The 20,249-nt window shown below is 64.5% G+C and carries 23 protein-coding genes; 11 read left to right on the top strand and 12 right to left on the bottom strand.

What is annotated here, in order from left to right; all coding sequences use genetic code 11:
* Nucleotides 1–385, top strand: a 385-nt coding sequence (locus FNJ47_RS32455; protein ID WP_236000218.1) for an Lrp/AsnC ligand binding domain-containing protein, incomplete at its 5' end; no start/stop codon positions are given.
* Nucleotides 386–397: 12 nt separating this feature from the next.
* Here FNJ47_RS32455 and FNJ47_RS32450 read toward each other — a convergent pair.
* Nucleotides 398–640 carry a hypothetical protein gene (locus FNJ47_RS32450; protein WP_163160009.1) on the bottom strand — a complete coding sequence of 81 codons (243 nt, stop codon included), beginning with the start codon at nt 638–640 and terminating at the stop codon, nt 398–400.
* Between the two features lie 296 nt (nt 641–936).
* On the opposite strand from FNJ47_RS32450, the gene FNJ47_RS32445 reads away from it, so the two are divergent.
* Nucleotides 937–1,143: a hypothetical protein gene (locus FNJ47_RS32445; RefSeq protein WP_163160008.1), complete on the top strand. Its 207-nt coding sequence runs from the start codon at nt 937–939 to the stop codon at nt 1,141–1,143.
* 34 nt (nt 1,144–1,177) lie between these two features.
* Nucleotides 1,178–1,384 (top strand): helix-turn-helix domain-containing protein, encoded by a 207-nt coding sequence (locus FNJ47_RS32440; RefSeq protein ID WP_163160007.1) that lies wholly within the window; start codon nt 1,178–1,180, stop codon nt 1,382–1,384.
* Between the two features lie 86 nt (nt 1,385–1,470).
* Here the strand turns inward: FNJ47_RS32440 and FNJ47_RS32435 are convergent, their stop codons facing one another.
* On the bottom strand, nt 1,471–3,054 hold the full coding sequence (locus FNJ47_RS32435; protein WP_236000217.1) for a serine hydrolase domain-containing protein: 1,584 nt from the start codon (nt 3,052–3,054) through the stop codon (nt 1,471–1,473).
* Between the two features lie 309 nt (nt 3,055–3,363).
* Between FNJ47_RS32435 and FNJ47_RS32430 the strand changes: the two genes are divergently transcribed.
* The 3 genes from FNJ47_RS32430 (at nt 3,364) to FNJ47_RS32420 (ending at nt 6,746) form a co-directional block, all read left to right on the top strand.
* Complete coding sequence (locus FNJ47_RS32430; RefSeq protein ID WP_163160006.1) at nt 3,364–4,764, top strand: selenium-binding protein SBP56-related protein; 1,401 nt, start codon at nt 3,364–3,366, stop codon at nt 4,762–4,764.
* 2 nt (nt 4,765–4,766) lie between these two features.
* A complete protein-coding gene (locus FNJ47_RS32425; RefSeq protein ID WP_163160005.1) occupies nt 4,767–5,441 on the top strand; it encodes a hypothetical protein in 675 nt (224 codons plus the stop codon).
* 150 nt (nt 5,442–5,591) lie between these two features.
* Nucleotides 5,592–6,746: a LysM peptidoglycan-binding domain-containing protein gene (locus FNJ47_RS32420; protein ID WP_236000216.1), complete on the top strand. Its 1,155-nt coding sequence runs from the start codon at nt 5,592–5,594 to the stop codon at nt 6,744–6,746.
* A 20-nt stretch (nt 6,747–6,766) separates the two neighbouring features.
* Here the strand turns inward: FNJ47_RS32420 and FNJ47_RS32415 are convergent, their stop codons facing one another.
* Nucleotides 6,767–7,147 carry a c-type cytochrome gene (locus FNJ47_RS32415; RefSeq protein ID WP_165445963.1) on the bottom strand — a complete coding sequence of 127 codons (381 nt, stop codon included), beginning with the start codon at nt 7,145–7,147 and terminating at the stop codon, nt 6,767–6,769.
* Between the two features lie 147 nt (nt 7,148–7,294).
* Between FNJ47_RS32415 and FNJ47_RS32410 the strand changes: the two genes are divergently transcribed.
* A complete protein-coding gene (locus tag FNJ47_RS32410; RefSeq protein WP_163160003.1) occupies nt 7,295–8,098 on the top strand; it encodes an NAD-dependent protein deacetylase in 804 nt (267 codons plus the stop codon).
* A 155-nt stretch (nt 8,099–8,253) separates the two neighbouring features.
* Here FNJ47_RS32410 and FNJ47_RS32405 read toward each other — a convergent pair whose 3' ends face one another.
* The 9 genes from FNJ47_RS32405 to dctA all read right to left on the bottom strand — a co-directional run bounded on the left by FNJ47_RS32405 (nt 8,254) and on the right by dctA (nt 15,231).
* A complete protein-coding gene (locus tag FNJ47_RS32405) occupies nt 8,254–8,550 on the bottom strand; it encodes a hypothetical protein (protein ID WP_028341537.1) in 297 nt (98 codons plus the stop codon).
* Nucleotides 8,547–8,825 carry a cell division topological specificity factor MinE gene (gene minE, locus FNJ47_RS32400; protein WP_163160012.1) on the bottom strand — a complete coding sequence of 93 codons (279 nt, stop codon included), beginning with the start codon at nt 8,823–8,825 and terminating at the stop codon, nt 8,547–8,549. Before minE ends, FNJ47_RS32405 begins: the two co-directional genes overlap by 4 nt.
* Entirely contained in the window at nt 8,825–9,640 is an 816-nt protein-coding gene (gene minD / locus FNJ47_RS32395; RefSeq protein WP_163160002.1) for a septum site-determining protein MinD, read from the bottom strand. The genes minE and minD overlap by 1 nt, the downstream gene beginning before the upstream one ends.
* A 25-nt stretch (nt 9,641–9,665) precedes the next feature.
* Entirely contained in the window at nt 9,666–10,382 is a 717-nt protein-coding gene (gene minC, locus FNJ47_RS32390; RefSeq protein WP_163160001.1) for a septum site-determining protein MinC, read from the bottom strand.
* Nucleotides 10,383–10,572: 190 nt separating this feature from the next.
* Entirely contained in the window at nt 10,573–10,824 is a 252-nt protein-coding gene (locus FNJ47_RS32385) for a hypothetical protein (protein WP_163160000.1), read from the bottom strand.
* Between the two features lie 46 nt (nt 10,825–10,870).
* The gene (locus FNJ47_RS32380) at nt 10,871–11,599 is read right to left on the bottom strand and encodes a TetR/AcrR family transcriptional regulator (protein WP_236000215.1); all 729 of its coding nucleotides are present in this window, start codon (nt 11,597–11,599) and stop codon (nt 10,871–10,873) included.
* A gap of 338 nt (nt 11,600–11,937) precedes the next feature.
* On the bottom strand, nt 11,938–12,915 hold the full coding sequence (locus FNJ47_RS32375; RefSeq protein WP_163160010.1) for a tripartite tricarboxylate transporter substrate-binding protein: 978 nt from the start codon (nt 12,913–12,915) through the stop codon (nt 11,938–11,940).
* 45 nt (nt 12,916–12,960) lie between these two features.
* A complete protein-coding gene (locus FNJ47_RS32370; protein WP_163159999.1) occupies nt 12,961–13,890 on the bottom strand; it encodes a LysR substrate-binding domain-containing protein in 930 nt (309 codons plus the stop codon).
* A 24-nt stretch (nt 13,891–13,914) separates the two neighbouring features.
* On the bottom strand, nt 13,915–15,231 hold the full coding sequence (gene dctA / locus FNJ47_RS32365) for a C4-dicarboxylate transporter DctA (protein ID WP_163159998.1): 1,317 nt from the start codon (nt 15,229–15,231) through the stop codon (nt 13,915–13,917).
* Nucleotides 15,232–15,512: 281 nt separating this feature from the next.
* Between dctA and FNJ47_RS32360 the strand changes: the two genes are divergently transcribed.
* From FNJ47_RS32360 to FNJ47_RS32345, 4 genes are all read left to right on the top strand, one after another.
* The gene (locus FNJ47_RS32360; RefSeq protein WP_163159997.1) at nt 15,513–16,655 is read left to right on the top strand and encodes an FAD-dependent monooxygenase; all 1,143 of its coding nucleotides are present in this window, start codon (nt 15,513–15,515) and stop codon (nt 16,653–16,655) included.
* Nucleotides 16,656–16,677: 22 nt separating this feature from the next.
* Nucleotides 16,678–17,076, top strand: a complete 399-nt coding sequence (locus FNJ47_RS32355; RefSeq protein ID WP_206685368.1) for a carboxymuconolactone decarboxylase family protein — start codon at nt 16,678–16,680, stop codon at nt 17,074–17,076.
* Between the two features lie 103 nt (nt 17,077–17,179).
* Nucleotides 17,180–17,917: an alpha/beta fold hydrolase gene (locus FNJ47_RS32350; protein WP_163159995.1), complete on the top strand. Its 738-nt coding sequence runs from the start codon at nt 17,180–17,182 to the stop codon at nt 17,915–17,917.
* A gap of 255 nt (nt 17,918–18,172) precedes the next feature.
* The gene (locus FNJ47_RS32345) at nt 18,173–19,981 is read left to right on the top strand and encodes an adenylate/guanylate cyclase domain-containing protein (RefSeq protein ID WP_163159994.1); all 1,809 of its coding nucleotides are present in this window, start codon (nt 18,173–18,175) and stop codon (nt 19,979–19,981) included.
* The last annotated feature ends 268 nt before the right edge of the window (nt 19,982–20,249 follow it).

Below are 20,249 nucleotides of genomic sequence, written 5' to 3'. Positions count from 1 at the left end.
CGGCAAGGTCGAGCTCTATGCCAAGCGCGAGGATTGCAATTCCGGGCTCGCCTTCGGCGGCAACAAGCTGCGCAAGCTCGAATACATCATCCCCGACGCGATCGCTTCCAACGCCGATACGCTGGTCATGGTCGGCGTCGTGCTCGACCGCTCGACGCCGGAAAGCTTCGCGAGCTTCGAGCAGGCCGTGGCGAAACTCAAATGCGTGCTCGACTGCCACCTCGTCGCCGGCGACTTCGACTACTTCCTCAAGATCCGCGCCGGCGACATGGAGGATTTCAATCGCATCCATGGCGACCAGCTGATCGCGCTGCCCGGCGTCCGCCAGACCCGCACCTTCTTCGTGATGAAGGAGGTGGTGGACAATGCGGCGCTGGAGTTTTGAGAGAGCTGCGGCCTATTTGGAGGCGTTGGCGATCTTGTGCCCCAGATGGCCGGTCTCATGATCGCGGCGGAGCTGGCTCAGTGACGTCTCGTTCAGAGCAAGAAGGACGTCGCTCAACTTCTCGGTTCCGGGATAGCCCGCGGCGAAATTCGGGCCGTAAACCTTGCGCAAGGTACCGAGCAGCGTGCCCCCGTGCTTGCTGCTGATCTCGCCGTCCTTGTTACGGTGCCGGTTATCGAGGCCTGCCTTGCTCATGCTGCTCTCCCTTGTGCCCGCAGCCGAGAGCATCCGCCTCCCGAGATCAAATGGCAATCCGGCAACCTCCTGCAGCCCTTGTTGCAAGCCAAGAAGATATTCCAAGAAGATATTCAATGGCTATTTGAAGCATATTCGGTCAATGTTGCTTACGCTCTCCTGCGCCTTCCCGCGAGGCTGATGCAGCACGCACGGCAACAATCAGGCTTTTGCGCGACGAAGACAAAAGGCCATAGGTCCATTGCGGAGCGGCACAGTCTGCGCTAGGGCAGCCCCTAAATCATAGAGGTGAACACATGTCGCATGTCTACAAGTTGAATGAGGACGTTCGGCACCAGCCTCAGGGGCCGCAAGGCCGCGCGGCGGCCGATCGGCCAATGCTCTATACCATCGTTCAGTGCATGCCGATCGAAGCAGATGGGCGACTTCGATACCGCATCAAGAGCAAATCGGACAACGTCGAGCGCGTGGTGACGGAAGATCAGCTTTCGTACGCTCAGTGAGGAAGCGCTTCGATAACCGCGGGGTCCGGTCGTGATGAACGATCGAGAAAAAATCCTGAGTGCGCTGCGCGAAAAGCCGCTCAAGGTCTACCAAATCATGCGACGCGCCAACGTCGCGAATGAGGAAGCCTGTCAGACTCTGCTGCTGAAAATGCGGGACGATGGCCTGGTGAAATTCGATATCCATAAGGGGCTGTGGCAAATCAGCGGAACAGCGGCGCGAGGGCCAACATCGACCTGATCGATCCGAGCCAGAATTGCCGCTGCTGCTCCTGCGGCGCTGGAGTTTTGAGCCAACGCAAGCGACTATCCCAATCTCGTCGCGCTTTAGCCGCCGGCCGCCCCTTCCGCCGATCCCTCGCGCCCATCCCTAGCCTTGCCGTGCAGCGCGACCTTGTCGCCGTCGTAGGTGAGCGTCCATGTCCAGGCGTCGCCGAGCCCGACATATTGGAGGTCGACGACAAGGGTCCGCTCGTCCTTCCAAGCGCCCTTGACGGCGCGCATACCGAGGAAGCTGGCGGCACTCTTGCGATAGAGGCCGTCGAGACCGATCGGTCCGTCGAGATGGCGCCGCGCGGGATCGCCCGCGTTCGTCTCCACGACGTAGCGCGGGTTCTCGTCGGCAAGGAACAGCGTCAGCGTTTTGATGCCCAGATCATTGTCGGGGAATTTGTAGGTCCGGCCCGAAATCGTAGACGCAACCGCAGGTGTCGCGCCGACCTGTTCCCTCTTCTCCGTGGAGACGTCGGCGATCGCGCTTGCCAACTGCTCGGCCGCGGCCGCATCGGCCGGCAAAGCCTCGTCGGCTTTGACGGCAGCGGAAATCTCGTCGGCCAGCTTGCCGAATGAACAGAAATTGCTCGCCGTCATGACGGCGACGATGTCCCGCTCCGGCAACATCATGATCACCTGGCAATGATAGCCCACCGTCATGTAGATGTGCTTATCGGGGATGGCCCAGAACTGGTTGGCGTAGCGCCGCGACGGGTCGAACCGCGAATGCATGTCGATGCTGGCATGGTTGACGGCATCGAGAAAATCCGCCGGCAGCAGCTGCTTGCCCGCCCACTGACCGTTGCGCAGATAGAGATAGCCGATCTTCGCCATGTCGCGCGGCCGCATCGAGAGGCCGAATCCACCGATCGGGAGCCGCTGCGGATCCCGTCGCCAGAACGGCTGGGCAATGCCGAGCCGGCCGAACAGTCGCTCCTCGGCATAGTCGGCGGTGTTCTTGCCGGTGAGCTTGGTGACGATCGCGGACAGCAAATGCGAGCCACCGCTGTTGTAATAGAAGACCTCGCCCGGCGCATGCGCCATCGGGCGGTCCAGGATGAACTGGACCCAGTCCGCGCTCTTTCCCATGTCGCGCAGCGACAGCTCCCGGCCACCTTCGAACCCCTCGTCCCAGTCGAGGCCCGATGTCATGTTGAGCAGATGCTGGACCGTGATCGCCTTCTTGCGCTCGTCGAGATTGGCAATGCTGCTGCGATCGGAAAAGAAATCCAGCATGGGATGATCGAGACGATCCAGCAGACCATCCTTGTAGGCGATCGCCAGCAGCGTCGCGACCACCGCCTTGGTGGAGGAGTTGATCGCGTGCGGCATGTCGGCGGCGAAGGGCGCGTAGTACGCATCGAGCACGATGCGGCCATGGCGCGTCACCAGCAGGCTGTCGAAACTGCGCGTGGTGCCGGTCGCCACCAGCTTTGCCAGCACCGCCGAATCCATGCCCTGCTGCTCCGGCGTCGAGATTTCCCACTGAGCCGTCGGCCACACCGGCTCGGCGCCTTGCGCATGGGCCGCGCCGGAATGAAGCGATGTGAGCAGGACAAGCGCGCCCAGCGCAGCCATGGTCCGTGACGAAAGCCCGACGACGAGATCGGCTGCCTGCATGTTCCCCGCCCCTGCCATGATCAGCTCGCGCAATGCCTATATCACGAGCGGCAGCGGTCTCGCCTCACAACTTGCGGACATGGATGCCGACGCGGCGAGCGTCGGGGCGGCGCGGCCGGCAATTCCAAGTGTGACTCGGCTCACGAATTCGTGGCGGAACGTCACAGCCCAAGTGGATGCGCGCGTGTTTCCGGAAGGCGGATCATGCCGTAAGCTGTCCGCAGCCAACCTCGCGTCCAGCGGAGTGCCAGGCCGCCCCATTGAGACCATTGCAACGCTGCGCACGACCCGACGTTGGCGACAGGCCGATAGAACCGGGAGGACGTCATGACGATGCGACCCGACCCCACATTTCATGCCTCGCCAAAGCTTGCCATGGAGGCGCCGCCGGAGCACTTCGCCTATACGCTGCTGCTCAGCCCAGACTTCAAGAAGCCCGACGCGCTCGCGGTGATCGACGTCAAGCCGGGCTCGAAGACCTATGGCAAGATCGTCCACACCGTGACGATGCCGAACAAGGGCGACGAGTTCCATCATTTCGGCTGGAACGCCTGCTCCTCCGCACTGTCTCCGCTGGCTGGACACGCCTTCATCGAGCGGCGCTACCTCATCATCCCCGGACTGCGGTCGTCGCGCATCTACATCATCGACACCAAGCCTTCGCCACTCGAAGCGAAGATCCACAAGATCATCGAGCCGGAGGAAGTGTTCAAGAAGACCGGCTACTCGCGGCCGCACACCACTCATTGCGGGCCCGAAGGCATTTATGTCTCCACCCTCGGCGGCGGCGGCAAGGACGGCACGCAGGGCCCGCCCGGCATCTTCATCATGGATTGCCAGACCTTCGACGTGCTCGGCCGCTGGGAGATCGACCGCGGGCCGCAGACCTTGCACTACGATTTCTGGTGGAATCTGCCGCGCGACTACATGGTGTCGAGCGAATGGGCTCTGCCGCCGCAATTCGAGAACGGCATCGTGCCTGAGGACCTGCTGTCGAATAAATACGGTCATCGGCTGCATTTCTGGGACTTGCGCGCCCGGCGCAACGTGCAGACCATCGACCTCGGCGCCAATCACCAGATGGCGCTCGAAGTCAGGCCCGCGCACGACCCGATCCGCGAGTACGGCTTTGTCGGCGTCGTCGTCGACACCACCAACCTCGAAGCCTCGATCTGGACCTGGTGGCGCGAGGGCGGAAAATTCCACGCCGAAAAGACCGCGACGATACCGCCCGAGCCGGCGCCGAAGGAGAAGCTGCCGCCGCTGCTGCAGGGGTTCGGCGCCGTGCCGCCGCTGGTGACCGATATCGACCTGTCGATGGACGACCGCTTCCTCTATGTCTCCTGCTGGGGCACCGGCGAAATGCGCCAATACGACGTCCGCGATCCGAGAAAGCCGAAGCTTGCAGGTTCGGTGCATATCGGCGGCATCGCCCGCCGCACGCCGCATCCGAACGGCAAGGCGTTTGCCGGCGGCCCGCAGATGGTCGAGATCAGCCGCGACGGCAAGCGGGTGTACTGGACCAACTCGCTCTATTCGACCTGGGACGACCAGTTCTATCCCGATGGCATGCCGGGGGCCCAGGTCATGGCCAATGTCGGCGCCAACGGCGGGATCGAGCTCGCCAAGGACTATTTCGTCGAATTCCCCGAGGGCTATCGCCCGCATCAAATCCGCCTCGAGGGCGGCGACTGTTCGACGGATTCGTTCTGCTATCCGTCGGTCTGAAATTGAGTGACGTCGATACGACGGCCTTCTGGCTATGGCTCGCGATCATCGCAAGCGGCCTCTATCACGGAGTCAATCCGGGCATGGGCTGGCCGCTCGCGGTAGCCGCGGGCCTGATGGACAAATCCCCGCGCGCCGTCGCGGGCGCGCTGCTGCCGTTGTCGGCGGGCCACCTTGCGGCGATGCTGCTGGTGCTGCTGCCGTTCGCGCTGTTGATCGCACTGACGGAATGGCAGCGCCCGATCCAGATCGCGGCCGGCATCATCGTCATCGGCTTCGGCCTCATCCGTCTCGTCGATCGCCGTCATCCGCGCGCTTTGGCGCGGATACCGCCGGCCAGATTGGCGCTCTGGTCGTTCGCGGTGGCGATTGCACATGGCGCGGGACTGATGCTGCTGCCGATCTATCTCGGCCTCTGCGCGACATCGTCAGCGCATGATGGCCACGCCGCCGCCGCGCGCGTGATCGACCAGAACCTGGCGATGGCGCTGCTGGTCGCACTCGTCCACACCGCCGCCATGCTCGGCGCCGGCGGCCTGCTGGCCTGGTTGGTCTATCGCTATCTCGGCGTGAGATTCGTTGCGCGGAGCTGGTTCAATCTGGAGACGGTCTGGGCGGTCAGCCTGATTCTCGTGGGCGCCGCGGCGCTTGCCGTCAATGTCGCGGAATGGCGGTGAGCTGCCCGGTCGGCCGCGCTGCCCCAGGGAGTAATCCTTTCATCCGACTTGATGGGGTGCCCAAACGGGCGCAGTCTCTCTTATACCCCCCACCGGGCTGTGGGGTGGCGCGCGCGGACGCGCGGGGACGTTGATCCGCGGATGACGGTCATGAACGCCACGGCGATGAAACTGGTCGTACCGTTGCTGGCACTTGCAGCCGGCGGCACGGCGGCATTCGTGTTCGGCATTCACCGTACCCAGCAAATTCTGGGCGCGAGCACGCCTTTGATGGCGACGGCGCCATCCGCGCCGGCGGCTACCGCGCGAGACCAGCACCAGACTGCGCTGGCGAAGGCACAAACCGAGACAGCGGCGCTGACCAACGCGCTCGCCGGGCCGTCGCCCGCACCGGGCGCGGACGCTCTGCCGGAGTTCGATGTCGTCAACGTCGAGCCGACCGGCGAGACCGTTGTCGCCGGTCGGGCGTTACCCGACGCGACGGTGGAATTGCTGCGCAATGGCGAGGTGTACGATCGCGCGGTGGCGGACAAATCCGGCCAGTTCGTCATGGTGCCGCGCCCGCTTCCGCCGGGAAACCATGACCTGACCCTCCGCATCACACGTGACGGCAAGCAGGTGACCTCGAAGCAGAGCATCGCGGTGGCGCTCGAGACTGCGGCAAGGGAGCGCCCGATGGTGGCGCTGATGGCGCCGGACAAGCCCGTCCGGGTGCTGTCGCAACCCGCGGCGACGTCGGCTGCCGGGAAGATGGCTATCGAGGCGGTCGAGACCGAACCGGGCGGCAAGCTCCATGTGAGCGGTCAGGCAACGCCCGGCGCGACCGTCCGGCTCTATCTGAACGGCAGCTTGATCACGTCGGCGACGGCCGACCAGGAGGGGCGCCTCTCGGTCACGATCAACAAGGGCGTTACGGCGGGCGACTACCAGATCCGGCTTGACGAGGTCGATCCCGGATCCGGCAAGGTGCGCTCGCGTGCCGAGGTGCCGTTCAACGTTCCGGACGCGACGACCACGGCATCGATCCCGGCGCCGGCAGCGTCGTCCACGCGTGCAGGCGTGGCCACCCCACAGCTCGCGGCGGCGACGACCGCAAACGCATCCGATGCGAGCTCCCCCTCCGCAGTGATTGTGCCGAAGATCACGACGACCACCGTGGCCCGTGGCGACAGTCTGTGGCGGATCAGCCAGCGCGCACTGGGCGCCGGGCAGCGCTATGCCGTGATCTATCGGGCCAACTCACAGCAGATCCGCAATCCCAATTTGATCTATCCCGGCCAGGTCTTCGTCCTGCCGGCAAAATGAGGCCGGCATTCCTCCAACAGTCACTTCCCGGGGGATTTCAGGAAGACCACGATCTTCGCGCGATCTTCCGCCGAGCGGACGCCGGTATAGGGCTTCATGCCGTTGCCCGACACCACGGCCTCGGGATCCTCGATGAAGCGCAGCAGCGTGCTCTCATCCCAGACGATGCCGGATGATTTCATCGCCTCCGAGTAGGGAAACTTCGCGACCGATCCGGCCTTGCGGCCGACGATATCGTGCAGGTTCGGGCCGACGCGGTTGTCGCCGTCCTTGACGGTGTGACAGGTGCGGCAGGAATTGTTGAATGTCTGCTCGCCGGAAACGCCCGCATCCTGGCCATGCGATGGCGACAACGTCAGGGATATCAACCCGCAAACGACGATGATGAATCCAGGCCGCATCGATCACTCCGCCGGCAATTGCACCACGCAGCTACCCGCTACAGCGGTCCGGGTGCCATGCCGTCAACGCAGAGGCGGCGTGAAAGGTCCTGCTGCAACAGACCCCACATCTGGCGCAAGCGTGCGCGCCGCACTAGATGTGCCCGCATGCAACACCCCGCCCTCGAGGATTTCGTCGCCGGCCACCAGCGCCTGTTTGTCCTGACCGGGGCCGGCTGCAGCACCAATTCGGGCATTCCCGATTATCGCGACAGCGACGGCAACTGGAAGCGGACGCCGCCGGTCACCATCCAGGCATTTTTGGGCGAGGCGACAACGCGGCAGCGCTACTGGGCGCGCAGCATGGTCGGCTGGCGGCGGTTCGGCCGCGCGATCCCGAACGGTGCGCATCGCGCGCTGGCCAAGCTCGAACAGCAGGGCCGTTGCGAGCTGTTGCTGACCCAGAACGTCGACCGCCTGCACCAGGCGGCGGGCAGCCAGCGCGTGATCGACCTGCACGGGCGGCTTGACGTGGTCCGTTGCCTCGGCTGCGGCGCGACGATGCCGCGCGAACAGTTTCAAGGCGAGTTGGCGCGGCTGAATCCCGCCTGGCTCACACTCGATGCCGCCAATGCGCCCGATGGCGACGCCGATCTTGAACATGACTTCTCGTCATTCGTCGTGCCGGCCTGCGAGGTCTGCGGCGGCGTGCTGAAACCCGATGTGGTGTTCTTCGGCGAGAACGTGCCGCGCGATACGGTCGCGTCGGCGCAGGCGCATCTCGAGCAGGCCGATGCCTTGCTCGTCGTCGGCTCCTCGCTGATGGTCTATTCCGGCTTTCGCTTCGTCCGGATGGCGGAGCAGCGCGGCCTGCCGATTGCCGCCGTCAACCTCGGCCGCACCCGCGCCGATGAGCTGCTCACGCTCAAGATCGAGGACCAGTGCGAGGCGGCGCTGTCGTTCTTGCTGTAGACCGCCGACCTCTCCACGTCATTGCGAGCGAAGCGAAGCAATCCATCGAGCCGCACACGTTGAAGCATGGATTGCTTCGTCGCTTCAGCGCAAAATTGCTTTGCAATTTTGTCGCGAGCTCCTCGCAATGACGAGTGCCTAAACTTGGCGTCCGCTCACGCGCGATGGCGCGGTGCCTTGGCCATCGGCATGTTGGCGTTCCAATGCGTCCAGCTGACGCTGGCGAGGCTGCCGAGATCCGTCGCCAGCGGGCGACGGGTGCGGCGCTCGTATTCGGCGATGCAGCGGCCGGACTCGCCGATCTTGCGCTGCAATTCGTCGATCGTCATCTGCGTCGCGCGGCCGCAATTGGCCTTGCCGAGCTGATCGACCTCGATCGCCTTCAATGCCGCACGCAGCTTCTTGAGCTGCGCGCGCTGCCAGGCGATGTGACTGTCGCTGTCTGCCGTCATGTGGCCGCCACCATCTTTGATCGCTGGACGCCATTGGGAACCTCGATGTCGACCTCGAGCATCGAGACGAACTTGCCCCGGTCCATCCGGACCACGACCTTGTCGGGATCGACGTCGATATGCTTGGAGACCACGCTCAGGATTTCCGAGCGGAGCATCTCGAGCAGGTCGGGCGCGCCGGTCCGGCCGCGCTCATGCGAGAGCAGGATCTGCAACCGCTCCCGCGCGACAGGCGCCGATGCGGCGCGGGCGCCGAACAGCCGCATTACGTTCATCATGCCGCCCTCCGTCGCAGCAGCCGGTCCATCAGCCTCTTGCGCTCGACCGGCACGGTCATTTCGATCTGCTCGCCCATCAGGCGCCGTACCGCGTCGGCATAGGCCCGCGCCGGCGCGCTGCTTGCAGCGTTCAGCGTGACCGGGCAGCCGACATTGGACGCGCGCAGCACGTCCTGGCTTTCCGGGACGATGCCGAGCAGCGGCGTGGCAAGGATTTCCAGGATATCGTCGATCGACAGCATCTCGCCGCGTGCGGCGCGGCCGGCATCATAGCGGGTGACCAAGAGATGCTTCTCGACCCGTTCGCCGCGCTCGGCACGGACCGTCTTGGAGTCCAGCATGCCGATGATTCGGTCGGAGTCGCGGACCGACGACACTTCCGGATTGGTGACGATGATGGCCTCGTCGGCGTAGCGCATCGCGAGCGTCGCGCCGCGTTCGATACCGGCCGGGCTGTCGCACAGTATCCAGTCGAACTTGGTCTTGAGGTCGGCGATCACGCGCTCGACGCCCTCTTCGGTCAGCGCATCCTTGTCGCGGGTCTGCGACGCCGGCAGCAGCCAGAGGTTCTCCAGCCGCTTGTCGCGGATCAGGGCCTGCGGCAGCTTGGCGACGCCCTGCACCACATTGATGAGGTCGAACACCACGCGCCGTTCAGCGCCCATCACGAGGTCGAGGTTACGCAGGCCGACGTCGAAATCGATGACGACGACGCTCTGGCCCATTTGCGCGAGTGCCGCGCCAAGCGCGGCAGTTGAGGTCGTCTTACCGACCCCGCCCTTCCCAGACGTCACGACCAAAACCTTGGCCATTCTCTCTCTCCTTGTAGTCAGTCGGTCAGTTCAATGGTGTGATGCGCAGCATTTCGCCCTCGAGCCACGCCTGGGCGGGCCGGTTGCGCAGGCTGTCGCCGATGTCATCTGCGGTCTGGTAGTAGCCGTCGATGGCGAGCAGTTCGGCCTCGATCTTCTGGCAGAAGATCCGGGCCGCAGAATTGCCGTTGATGCCGGCCATCGCGCGTCCGCGCAGCGTGCCGTAGACATGGATCGACCCGCCGGCAACGATCTCGGCGCCGGAGCCGACCGAGCCGAGCACGGTGACGTCGCCCTCGGCGAACACGATCGACTGGCCGGAGCGAACCGGGCTCTCCAGCAGCAGCGACGGCAGCTTGGTCTTGTCCTTGTCTTTGTTTTTTTCCTGCGGCTGCGGCTTCTGCGGCTCGACATGGGTGATCGCGCAGGCGCGGCCGCCGGTCAGAAGCGGCGGCATGTTGGCGCCGAGCCTGGATTCGTCGACCCCCTCGATGCCGAGGATACGAATATTGCGTTCAGCGAGGCTGCCGACCAGATGCGCGATCGCGGCCTGGCTGAGATCGACCGCTGCGAGGTCGAGCACCACAGGCTTGCCGGTGAAGAAGCCCGGCGACTTCCCCAGCGTCGCGTCGATCTCGGCGAGCCAGGACACGATCGGCACGACCGGCGAGAAAACGAACGCAACATAGGAGCGGCCGCGCATGCGGACCTGCTGACGTGCGACCTGTTGAGTTGCGTCCATCGCCCCTGACTCGGTTGTCTTGTCGAATGGTTAACAATCGGACCGCATGGTTAATCAAAGGTTAACGGAAGGGGATGTTTTCACGGATTTGCGACGGCCTCCTCGTGGCGGTCGGCTGGAACAGATGCGCAGCGCCGCCGAACGGCGCTGCAATCGTTCGGATGCGGCCTCTGGGAACAGACGCTGCCCGTCAGCGCCGCGCTGATGGCGATCGCTCGGCCTGAACAGATGCATCGAACACCGCACGGCATGACGGGCTGAGCTGCTCGGTTTGGGCTGCCATGCAATCCCTGATCCGGTCGCGGTTCGGGATGTAGGCGCCACACAGGCGGACCGCGTCACCCATGCAGGCCTGGCGCTGCATGGATTCGTTCGGACCGGACTGCGCCATAGCGGGCACAATCGTTGCGGCGAGAAGCACGAGGGCAAGACGAAGTTTCATGGATCACTCTCTCACTGGCAGGTTGAGGGGTCGGTCGTGACTGGTGTCACGCACCGGGCTTGCGGCCCTCGCTCGCCGCGCGTTCGGCGCCGGCTTGCGATGGCGGAGGGTGCAGAAGCGTTGCGACCGTGGTGTCGAGCAACTCGGTCCACGCCGTCGCGGGATCGATCTCGGGCGCGAACCGCCCAAGCAGCATCGGAAAGGCCGGCGGCTGGTTGAGGGCCGCATTCAGCAACGCAAAGAACAGCGCCGGATGGCTGCTGCGGATAATGCCCGCCGCGATGCCGGCCTGAAAAAGCTCGCGCGCGCTCTCATAGGCCGGACGCAGCAGTTTTTCGGTGACCTGCGTGGAGCGCTCGGGCGCCTCCGCGCCGTGGCGAACCACGAAATTTCGTACCTGCGGATGTGCGGCGTAGAAGGTGGCGACCGTGATGATGAGATCGCGAAGCCGGTCGCCCAGCGAACGGCGCGCGTCGGTTGCGATCGCATGCACCTCGGCCATCACAGGCAGCGCAAGCACAACGACGCGATCGAGGCAGGCGTCCCACAGCGCGGCCTTGTTGCCGAAATGGACGCGCACGAGATTCGGCGCGACGCCCGCCGCCGCGGCGATGCTGCGCAGGTCCGCTCCGTCGAAACCTTGGGCCGCAAATGCCTCGGTTGCCGCGATCAGCAGCGCCTGGCGGCCGTCGGGCATGTCCTTGCTGCGGCGTCCCTTGGGTCGGGAGACCGGTGTCGTTGCCGTTGCCGTTGCCGTCTTGCTCGTATCGGTCATCGCTGTCTCTATATGTCCAATTGTACATATAGGTTTGTCAGCCGACTGTTCAAGAGCAGCGCCAACAGGCACGACCGCCGCGGTAAATCTTTTTAAATCAAACGCTTACGTCCAGCTCAACGAGCATTCGCACGCCGCACCGGCAAGACGGTCTCGCCACGTCTCCGTCGGAGATTCGACCGGGCTGGACCGGCCTTGGAGTGACGCCCCTAAGAGCACTCCGAACGGTCACCGAAGATCGCCTCGGGCGGACGGTCGGCGCAAACCCAAAAGTTCGAAACGGCAGGGGATACCGCTGATCGCAGTTCCCTTGAGTCTGATGCGCGTCGAAGTGGAACCTATTCCGCCTTGATGTTGGCCGACTTGACGATCGGCCACCATTTCTCGATCTCGGCAGCCTGATGCGCGCGCAGCGCTGATGAGCTCTGTTTGTCCGGCGGCGGGATCTCCTGGCCGAGCTCGGCGAAGCGTTGCCGGACGACGGGCTCGGCGAGCGCTGATATCACGGCCTTCGACAGTATCGACACGATATCGGCAGGCGTGCCCTTCGGCGCCCAGATCCCGTGCCAATAGGCGATATAGAGCCCCGGCAATCCGGCTTCATCGACCGTCGCAATATCTGGCGCCGATGCAAGCCGCGACGGCGCCGTGACCGCAAAGGCCTTCACGGTCCCGCTCTTCACCTGCGGCAGCGAGTTGGGGGCCTGATCGAACATGATGTCGATGTGCCCAGCCATCAGATCGTTCAACGCGGGGCCGGCGCCGCGATACGGCACGAAGGAGAAGTTCGTCCCCGTCAACTGCTGGAAGAAGACGCCCGCGACATGCGCGCCCGATCCCGGGCCCGCGGTGCCCGCTGTGGCCTTGTCGCCATTGGCCTTGAGCCAGAGGATCAACTCCTTCAGATTTTGCGCCGGCAGATCGGGCCGGCCGATGATCAGCTGCGGCCCGCTGGCGATCAGCGCGATCGGCGCAAATTCCCGAACGTCATATTGCAGCTGATAGATCGCGCCGTTCAGGCAATGCGTGCCCCAATGCCCGATCGTGATCGTGGAGCCGTCCGGCGTCGCGCGCGCGGCGCGCAGGCCCGCGACGGTGCCGGAGGCGCCCGTGACATTCTCGATGATGACGGGATGGCCTACCGTATTGCGCATATATTCGGCGAGGATCCGCGCCAGCACATCGGTCGGTCCGCCAGCCGAAAACGGCACGATTATGGTGATCGGGCGCGCCATGGTTTCCGCGCGAGCACCGATCGACGCAAGCGGTAGCGTCGCGGCACCGAAAGCGAGCTGCAGGAATGGCCGGCGAGTCATGTTGGGCATGCGCGTTCCCCCTCATGCTGTCATAGAGCCGCTCGCCTAGAAGCTCCAGCCCTTCGACGTGCCCCAGTCCATCATGAATTGCTCGGTTTCGCGACCAGCGTCGGCGAGCCATGCGGTGAAGTCGGCAATGGCGCCGGCGCTTTCATTGTCGGCGAGATAGAATGAGCGGTACTCGCGCTTGCGCAGGCCTAGGTCGCCGAACGGCAGGCAAAGCTGGCCCGCCATCAGTTCGTCGATCACGAGGAACAGCGGAAACAGCCCGATGCCGATCCGCTCGATCGTCGCCTGCAATGCGAAGAACATCTGCTCGAACCGCAGCGTCTCCTGATCGGCACTCATCTCGCCACCGGCCTGCGCCAGCCAGCGCGGCCAGTCATACGGCTCGGTCAAATAGGTGATCAGCGTGTGATGCCGCAGATCGTCGGGGGTCGCGAGCCGCCCGCGCGTCAGCAGATCGACATGGCAGACCGGCGCGATCAGCTCGGTCATGAAGTGCTGGGACATCCAGCCGACCGGCTCGCCGACATTGCCGCGGATCGCGACGTCGAACGAACGGTCGTTGACGTTGAGCGGACCGATCGAGGTGAGCAGCCGCAGCTCGACGTCGGCGCGCATACGCTGGAACGAAGAGATGCGGCGGATCAGCCAGCGCATCGCAAACGTCGGCGGCGCGCTGACGCGCAGCACCGACGGCGAGCCATACTGCTTCATGTCCATCGAGGCGAGCGCCAGGCGATCGAGGATCGCCGTGACCTCGCGATAGTAGATCTGGCCGGCCGCGGTCAGCGTCAGTTGCGAAGGAGCGCGGCGAAACAGCTTGACGCCGAACCAGTCCTCGAGAAGCGCGACCTGGCGGCTGACGGCGCCATGGGTGACGAGCAGCTCTTCTGCGGCCTTGGTGAAGCTCACATGCCGCGCGGCCGCCTCGAATGTCCGCACCGCGTTGAGCGGTGGCAACTTTCTCATGATCGTGTCGCGTCTCCGGAAGCGTCAGGAGGATAGCGTGGGGGCGTCCGGATTGTCGAGGGCGCGAACGAATTGGGCGCGGTCGAGGTCGCCTTCCCAGCGCGCCACCACCACGGTCGCCACCGCCGTGCCGATGAAGTTGGTCAGCGCACGCGCCTCCGACATGAAGCGGTCGATGCCGAGCAGCAGCGCGATGCTTGCCACGGGCACGTGGCCGATCGAGCCCAGCGTCGCGGCGAGCACGATGAAGCCGCTGCCCGGCACGGCGGCTGCACCCTTCGAGGTGAGCAGGCAGACCACCACGAGACCGATCTGCTGGACCAGCGACATCGGCGTGTCGGTGGCCTGGGCGAGGAAGACGCTGGCCATGGTCAGATAGATGCAGGTGCCGTCGAGATTGAAGGTGTAGCCGGTCGGAATCACGAGGCCGACGGTCGATTCCGCACAACCTGCGGCCTTCATCTTGTCGATGAAACGCGGCATCACCGATTCCGAGCCAGACAGGCCCAACACCAGCAGCAACTCTTCGCGGAGATAGCGGATCAGCTTGAAGATGCTGAAGCCCGCAAAACGCGACACGATGCCGAGCCCGACGATCACGAACAACACGCGGGTGAGATAGAACACCAGCATGAAGTGCGACAGCGCGACGATCGAGCCGACGCCGTATTTTCCGATCGTGAAGGCCATGGCGCCGAACGCGCCGATCGGCGCAATCCGCATGATCATGCCGATCAGGATGAACAGGATCTTCGACAGCTTCTCGATCGCCACCAGCACCGGCTTGCCGCCTTCGCCATAGCGCTGAAGGGCGATGCCGAACAGCACGGCGAAGAACAGCACCTGGAGCGTATCGCCGCTGGTGAACGCGCCGCCTACGGTCGACGGAATGACGTTCATCAGGAAGCCGACCACGGTCTGCTCGTGCGACTGGGTGACGTAGGAGGCAACGAGGCGGGAATCCAGCGAAGCAGCCGAGACGTGCATGCCGTCGCCGGGCCGCGCCAGATTGATGACGACCAGGCCAAGGATCAACGCCGCTGTCGTGGCAACCTCAAAATAGATCAGGGTTTTCACGCCGATCCGTCCGGCCTTGCGCATGTCGCCGAGGCTGGCAATGCCGTGCACCACGGTGAGGAAGACGATCGGCGCGATCGCCATCTTGATCATCTTGATCAAGGCGTCGCCGAGCGGCTTCAGCGCCGCGCCGACATCCGGCCAGAGATATCCGACGAGCACGCCCAGCGCGATGCCGATCAGCACCTGAACATAGAGACGCGCATGCCAGGGTGCCGCAACAACATCGAGACGGGCGGCACCGTCATTGGTGATCGTGGACATGGGCGTTGATCCTCTGGAGTCTTGATATTGGCCGCGCAGATGGCGTCGTGGGCAGACGCATCAACGCAGCGGCGCGACGTTGGCGGGCGATTGCGCGAAGCGCAAACGAGTTAAGCTCAGGCAGCGTGACTTCAGCTCACAGGCCGAGTTCGCAAGCCGACTACGGCCGCGTGAGCCCACCTCACGCTCCGTCAGCATTACTCGTTTGCCGGCGCCGCCCGCTTTGACCGACAACGGCAAGGAAGCCGGTCGTCAACCGGCGCGAGCTGTGAGGAGCGACAATGAGCAGACTTTCGGTGGCGGTAATCGGCGCCGGCATGGGCGGACTGGCCTCCGCCGCGGCGCTGAGCCGCGCAGGGGTTGATGTGACTGTGTACGAACAGGCCCAGCGCTTCACGCGATTAGGGGCCGGCATCCAGATCGGCTGCAACGCCATGAAGGTGATGCGGGCGTGGGACCTGGAGCCGCTGCTGCGCCGCGCGGCGTTCTATCCGCGGTCCTGGAACAACAAGGAATACGACACCGGCGAGGTGCGCTTCGACATGGTATTCGGCCCTGCCGCCGAGGAGCGCTATGGCGCACCTTATCTGCTCGGACATCGCGGCGACCTGCATGCGGCGCTCGCCAGCGCCGTGCCGGAGAATCTCCTCCGCCTCGACCACAAGCTGACCGCGATCGAACAGCGCGCGGATCGTTCGGTGGCGCTGACCTTCGCCAACGGCCACAGCACGACGGTCGACGCGGTGGTGGCAGCCGACGGCGTGCATTCCTTCGTCAAGGAGCGGCTGTTCGGCCGCGACGAGCCGAACTTCACCGGCCGCATCGCCTATCGCACCGTATTCCCGGCATCGCTGCTCAACGGTTACCCGATCGACGACTGCACCAAATGGTGGGGGCCGGATCGCCACATCGTCATTTATTACGTCAAGCCCGACCGGAGCGAGGTCTACTTCGTGACCAGCCAGCCGGAGCCCGGCTTCACCGTGGAATCCTGGTCGGCCACCGGCGACGTCAACGAATTGCGCAAGGCGTTCGACGGCTTCCATCCCCAGGTCCGCAAGGTGCTGGAAGCCTGCCCGTCGGTGCACAAATGGGCGCTGGTCGACCGCGATCCGCTGCCGCGCTGGAGTGCGGGCAATATCACGCTGCTCGGGGACGCCTGCCATCCGATGACGCCGTATATGGCACAGGGTGCGGCGATGGCGATCGAGGACGCCGCGGTGCTGTCGCGCTGCCTCAAGGGCGTCGATCGCGACGGCGTCGCTGCGGCCTTCCGCCGCTTCGAGGCGACGCGCAAGCCGAGAACCTCGCGCGTGCAGGCGAGCTCGCGCACCAACACCTGGCTGAAGAACCCGACCGATCCGGACTGGGTCTACGGCTACGACGCCTGGACCACGCCGATCGCCGAGCCGGCGCTGGCCTGATCATAGTTCAAAGGAGACAATGATGACCGACGCAAATCCCCGCGGCGAGAAGTTCGAGCGCGGCCTGCAGACCCGCCGCACCGTGCTCGGCGACGCCTATGTCGAGCGATCGCTGAAGGCGGCGGACGATTTCAACTGGCCGATCCAGAAGCTCGCGACCGAATATTGCTGGGACGAGATCTGGAATCGCCCGGATCTCGACAAGCGCAGCCGCAGCCTGCTCAACCTCGGCATGATCGCGGCGCTGAACCGGCCGCACGAGCTCAAGGTGCACATTCGCGGCGCGCTCAACAACGGACTGAGCAAGTCCGAGCTGCGCGAGGTGTTCCTGCAGATCGCGGTCTATTGCGGCATGCCCGCCGGGCTCGACAGCTTCCGCATCGCCAAGGACGTGTTCGCGGAGATGGGCCTTGTCGACTGAACCGGCGCCGATCGTAACCGCCGCATGGCAGGGCTTCGTCCGGCACGACGCGCCGGGGCCGGCCGGCCGGCTCAGCGTTCGTGTCGGCGGAGCAGAGCGCGGCGTGCCCGTGCTGCTGTGCCATTCGATCCTGACCAGCAGCGCGATCTGGCATCGGCAAGCCATCGCACTCGTCGCGCGCGGCCACCGCGTGCTCGCGCTCGACAGCAAAGGTCACGGACAATCGGAGGCACCGCGCGGTCCCTACACGATGGACGATCTGGTGGCGGATGCGGTCGCAGTGCTCGATCACCTCGGTATCGCGCGGGCGCACGTGATCGGCGTCTCCCAGGGCGGCATGACGGCGTTCGGCCTCGGCGTGCACCATCCCGACCGCCTCCTCAGCCTGTGCGTGATCGCCGCGCGCGCCGATGCGCCGCCGCCGTTTGCGGCCGCATGGGATGATCGGATCGCCGTTGTGCAAGCACAGGGGATCGCGCCGCTTGCGGCACCGACCGCCGAACGCTGGTTCGGGCGCGGCTTTCTCGAGGCCAATCCGGCCATCACCAACGCGCTGCTGGATTGCATCAACGAGACCGATCCGGAGGGCTTTATCGGTTGCGCCAGCGCCATCCAGTCCCTCGATTATCTCGACGGCGTGAAGCGGCTGCAACTACCGCTGGCAATGGTCGTCGGCGCACGCGACGAGCTGCTGGTGCAGCCGATGACCCAGCTCGCGGCGTCGCTCGATTGCCGGCTAGCGATCATTCCCGACGCCGGGCACCTTCCCCAGATCGATCACCCGGACGAGGTCGAGGCCGCGATCGAACGGCACCTGCGGGAGCTGGCCCAATCTGCATAACGCTGCCCGGGAATTCTTGCCCCGTACCATCCTGGCACTGAGCGCTTTGGCCATCGGCAGAGAAAGTGGATGGCCAGGGCGCGGATATCGCATGGGCTGATAGCCATCATCTGCACCGAATTATCGGATAACAGCCTCCTGCCAGCCCATTTCTGCGGCGAGTGGCGCTCTTCGATAGCTCCCGCCCCGGTGGCGACAGGGTGGCTTCCGCATGCTAACCTGCATGGAAGGTTATAGCGCGACGGTATGGCGGGCATGGCGGTGCAGAGTGACCCTGTGTTGTCCCCTCAAGTGATGCCTCCCTTTGAGCGTGCCTGTCGCGCTGTCCTCGCGGCCGATGTGGTCGGCTATACCCGACTGATGGAAGCGGCCGAGCTCGAAACGCATCAACGCTATCGGACGCTCCGCGTCGAAGTCACCGATCCGACCATCGTCTCCCATCGCGGTGAAATCGTGAAGAACACCGGCGACGGATTTCTCGCGGTCTTCGAGAGCCCGTCGGATGCGGTCGAGTGCGCGGCCGAGTTGCAGCAGGAGATCCTGGCTCGGGAAAGTCGGCACTCTCCCGAGCGCCGCATCGCATTTCGAATTGGCATCCATTGGGAGCCCGTCATCTTTGATCTCGATGACATCTACGGAAGCGCGGTCAATATCGCCGCACGTCTCCAGACGACAGCGCCGGCTGGCGGGATCGTGGTGTCGTCGGCCGTGCTCGAAAATCTTGATAGCCCTGGCGATCTGAAACTCGACAGCCTTGGCGACCTCAGGCTGAAGAATTTAACGCGGGCTGTCCCCGCGTTCTCGCTGCAACTGCCGGGGGTCGACCGCGGCGCGGCCGTAGGCTTCGCGCGCGCGCCGTCCAGGCGTGCAAAATTGCCCTCGATCGCCATCTTGCCGCTGGTCAGTCTTTCAGACGACGCCGACGACAATTATTTCGCCGAGGGATTTGTCGACGATATCATCGCCACGCTCAGCAATATTCGTCACCTTTTGGTGGTCGCCCGCGGATCGACCATGATGATCGACCGCCGCGCCGTCGATTACGGAACGGTAGCCGGCGAACGACTCGGCGTGCGGTATCTGCTCAGTGGCAGCATCCGTCGGGCCGGCGGTCGAATCCGGCTCTCCGTCGAGCTCGGTGACTTGTCGACGGCATCGGTCATCTGGGCGGAGAAATACGAAACCGATATCGAGCACATCTTCGGCGTGCAGGACGAAATCGCCCTCATGATCGTGGGTCGCATCTCGACGCATGTGCGCCAGGCCGAGGTGAAGCGCGCGCTGCGCAAGCGCCCGCACAATCTGAACTCGTACGATTATTTTCTGCGCGCGCTCGATCTGCTCTACAAGCTGGACTTTGCCAGCTTTTCGATGGCGCGGACCCTGCTGGAGCGGGCGCGCGAAGAGGATGACGGCTATGCGGCGCCATATGCGTTTTCGGCGCGCTGGCACATGTTGAATATCGCCGAGGGTCGGTCGACCGATCCCAGCGCCGAGATCGCCGAGATCATCCGGCTCTCGAATTGCGCCATCGAACGCGATCCGTCCGACGCGCTTGCCCTTTCACTCCAGGGACACGCGCGGAGTGCGTTCCATTTTGACTACGACACAGCGCTGGACTGCTTTGACCGAGCGCTTGCCGCGTCGCCAAACAACCCCTGGGCATGGATGTTCAGCAGCGCGACATACGGCTTCATCGGCAAGCCGGTGTCGGGAATCGAGCGAGCCGAACGCGCCATTCGGCTGTCCCCGCTGGATCAGCAAGCCTTCACCAGTTTTTCACGGCTCGGCCAAAATCATTATTTGAACGGCACCTATGAGGAGGCCATTCGCTGGTCACGCAAGGCACTCAGCCTCAATCCACGATACGGAAACGCGATCCGGATCGCAGCCGCAAGCCTCGTGGCCGTCGGCCGGCATGAGGACGCCGCGCTATTGGCAACACATCACCGGTCGGTTCTGCCGCAATTCACTGTGTCTCATTACGCGCCGCGCTGCCCTTTCAAAGCGGAGCAGGCTTCACTTTACGTGCAACGACTGGAAGCCGCCGGACTTCCTGTCTGAATTTGGAGTGGTTCATTGACAACATAATGTTTGAAGCTGGGAGGTTGCGATGCAATTTCACGTATTTGATGGCGGCGGGGACGGTGGCGGCGACGGCGGCGGAATCTCCGACCCCCGGGTTCACCCGGGGTTGGCGAAGGCCGAGGAAACCCGGGTCCCCCGGGTCAACCCCCCGCACGGCGGGGCCGAGCCCCACCAGCGCCAGGCCGCCGCAGGCCGGGCTGGCAACCGCCAACGGCCACAGCCCCAGGCCACTCGCCCGCGAGCG

This window comes from Bradyrhizobium uaiense (genome assembly GCF_010811875.1).
GTDB classification, from domain to species: Bacteria; Pseudomonadota; Alphaproteobacteria; order Rhizobiales; family Xanthobacteraceae; genus Bradyrhizobium; species Bradyrhizobium uaiense.
The sequence above is the reverse complement of the archived record's forward strand: the minus strand, read 5'-3'. Positions and strand labels throughout refer to the sequence as shown.

Bases quoted from the DNA above. Each gene is read 5' to 3' on its own strand.
- FNJ47_RS32450 (WP_163160009.1), bottom strand. From the start codon at position 640: ATGAGCAAGGCAGGCCTCGATAACCGGCACCGTAACAAGGACGGCGAG.
- FNJ47_RS32445 (WP_163160008.1), top strand. From the start codon at position 937: ATGTCGCATGTCTACAAGTTGAATGAGGACGTTCGGCACCAGCCTCAG.
- FNJ47_RS32440 (WP_163160007.1), top strand. From the start codon at position 1,178: ATGAACGATCGAGAAAAAATCCTGAGTGCGCTGCGCGAAAAGCCGCTC.
- FNJ47_RS32435 (WP_236000217.1), bottom strand. From the start codon at position 3,054: ATGGCAGGGGCGGGGAACATGCAGGCAGCCGATCTCGTCGTCGGGCTT.
- FNJ47_RS32430 (WP_163160006.1), top strand. From the start codon at position 3,364: ATGACGATGCGACCCGACCCCACATTTCATGCCTCGCCAAAGCTTGCC.
- FNJ47_RS32420 (WP_236000216.1), top strand. From the start codon at position 5,592: ATGAACGCCACGGCGATGAAACTGGTCGTACCGTTGCTGGCACTTGCA.
- FNJ47_RS32415 (WP_165445963.1), bottom strand. From the start codon at position 7,147: ATGCGGCCTGGATTCATCATCGTCGTTTGCGGGTTGATATCCCTGACG.
- FNJ47_RS32410 (WP_163160003.1), top strand. From the start codon at position 7,295: ATGCAACACCCCGCCCTCGAGGATTTCGTCGCCGGCCACCAGCGCCTG.
- FNJ47_RS32405 (WP_028341537.1), bottom strand. From the start codon at position 8,550: ATGACGGCAGACAGCGACAGTCACATCGCCTGGCAGCGCGCGCAGCTC.
- minE (WP_163160012.1), bottom strand. From the start codon at position 8,825: ATGAACGTAATGCGGCTGTTCGGCGCCCGCGCCGCATCGGCGCCTGTC.
- minD (WP_163160002.1), bottom strand. From the start codon at position 9,640: ATGGCCAAGGTTTTGGTCGTGACGTCTGGGAAGGGCGGGGTCGGTAAG.
- minC (WP_163160001.1), bottom strand. From the start codon at position 10,382: ATGGACGCAACTCAACAGGTCGCACGTCAGCAGGTCCGCATGCGCGGC.
- FNJ47_RS32385 (WP_163160000.1), bottom strand. From the start codon at position 10,824: ATGAAACTTCGTCTTGCCCTCGTGCTTCTCGCCGCAACGATTGTGCCC.
- FNJ47_RS32380 (WP_236000215.1), bottom strand. From the start codon at position 11,599: ATGACCGATACGAGCAAGACGGCAACGGCAACGGCAACGACACCGGTC.
- FNJ47_RS32375 (WP_163160010.1), bottom strand. From the start codon at position 12,915: ATGACTCGCCGGCCATTCCTGCAGCTCGCTTTCGGTGCCGCGACGCTA.
- FNJ47_RS32370 (WP_163159999.1), bottom strand. From the start codon at position 13,890: ATGAGAAAGTTGCCACCGCTCAACGCGGTGCGGACATTCGAGGCGGCC.
- dctA (WP_163159998.1), bottom strand. From the start codon at position 15,231: ATGTCCACGATCACCAATGACGGTGCCGCCCGTCTCGATGTTGTTGCG.
- FNJ47_RS32360 (WP_163159997.1), top strand. From the start codon at position 15,513: ATGAGCAGACTTTCGGTGGCGGTAATCGGCGCCGGCATGGGCGGACTG.
- FNJ47_RS32355 (WP_206685368.1), top strand. From the start codon at position 16,678: ATGACCGACGCAAATCCCCGCGGCGAGAAGTTCGAGCGCGGCCTGCAG.
- FNJ47_RS32345 (WP_163159994.1), top strand. From the start codon at position 18,173: ATGGCGGTGCAGAGTGACCCTGTGTTGTCCCCTCAAGTGATGCCTCCC.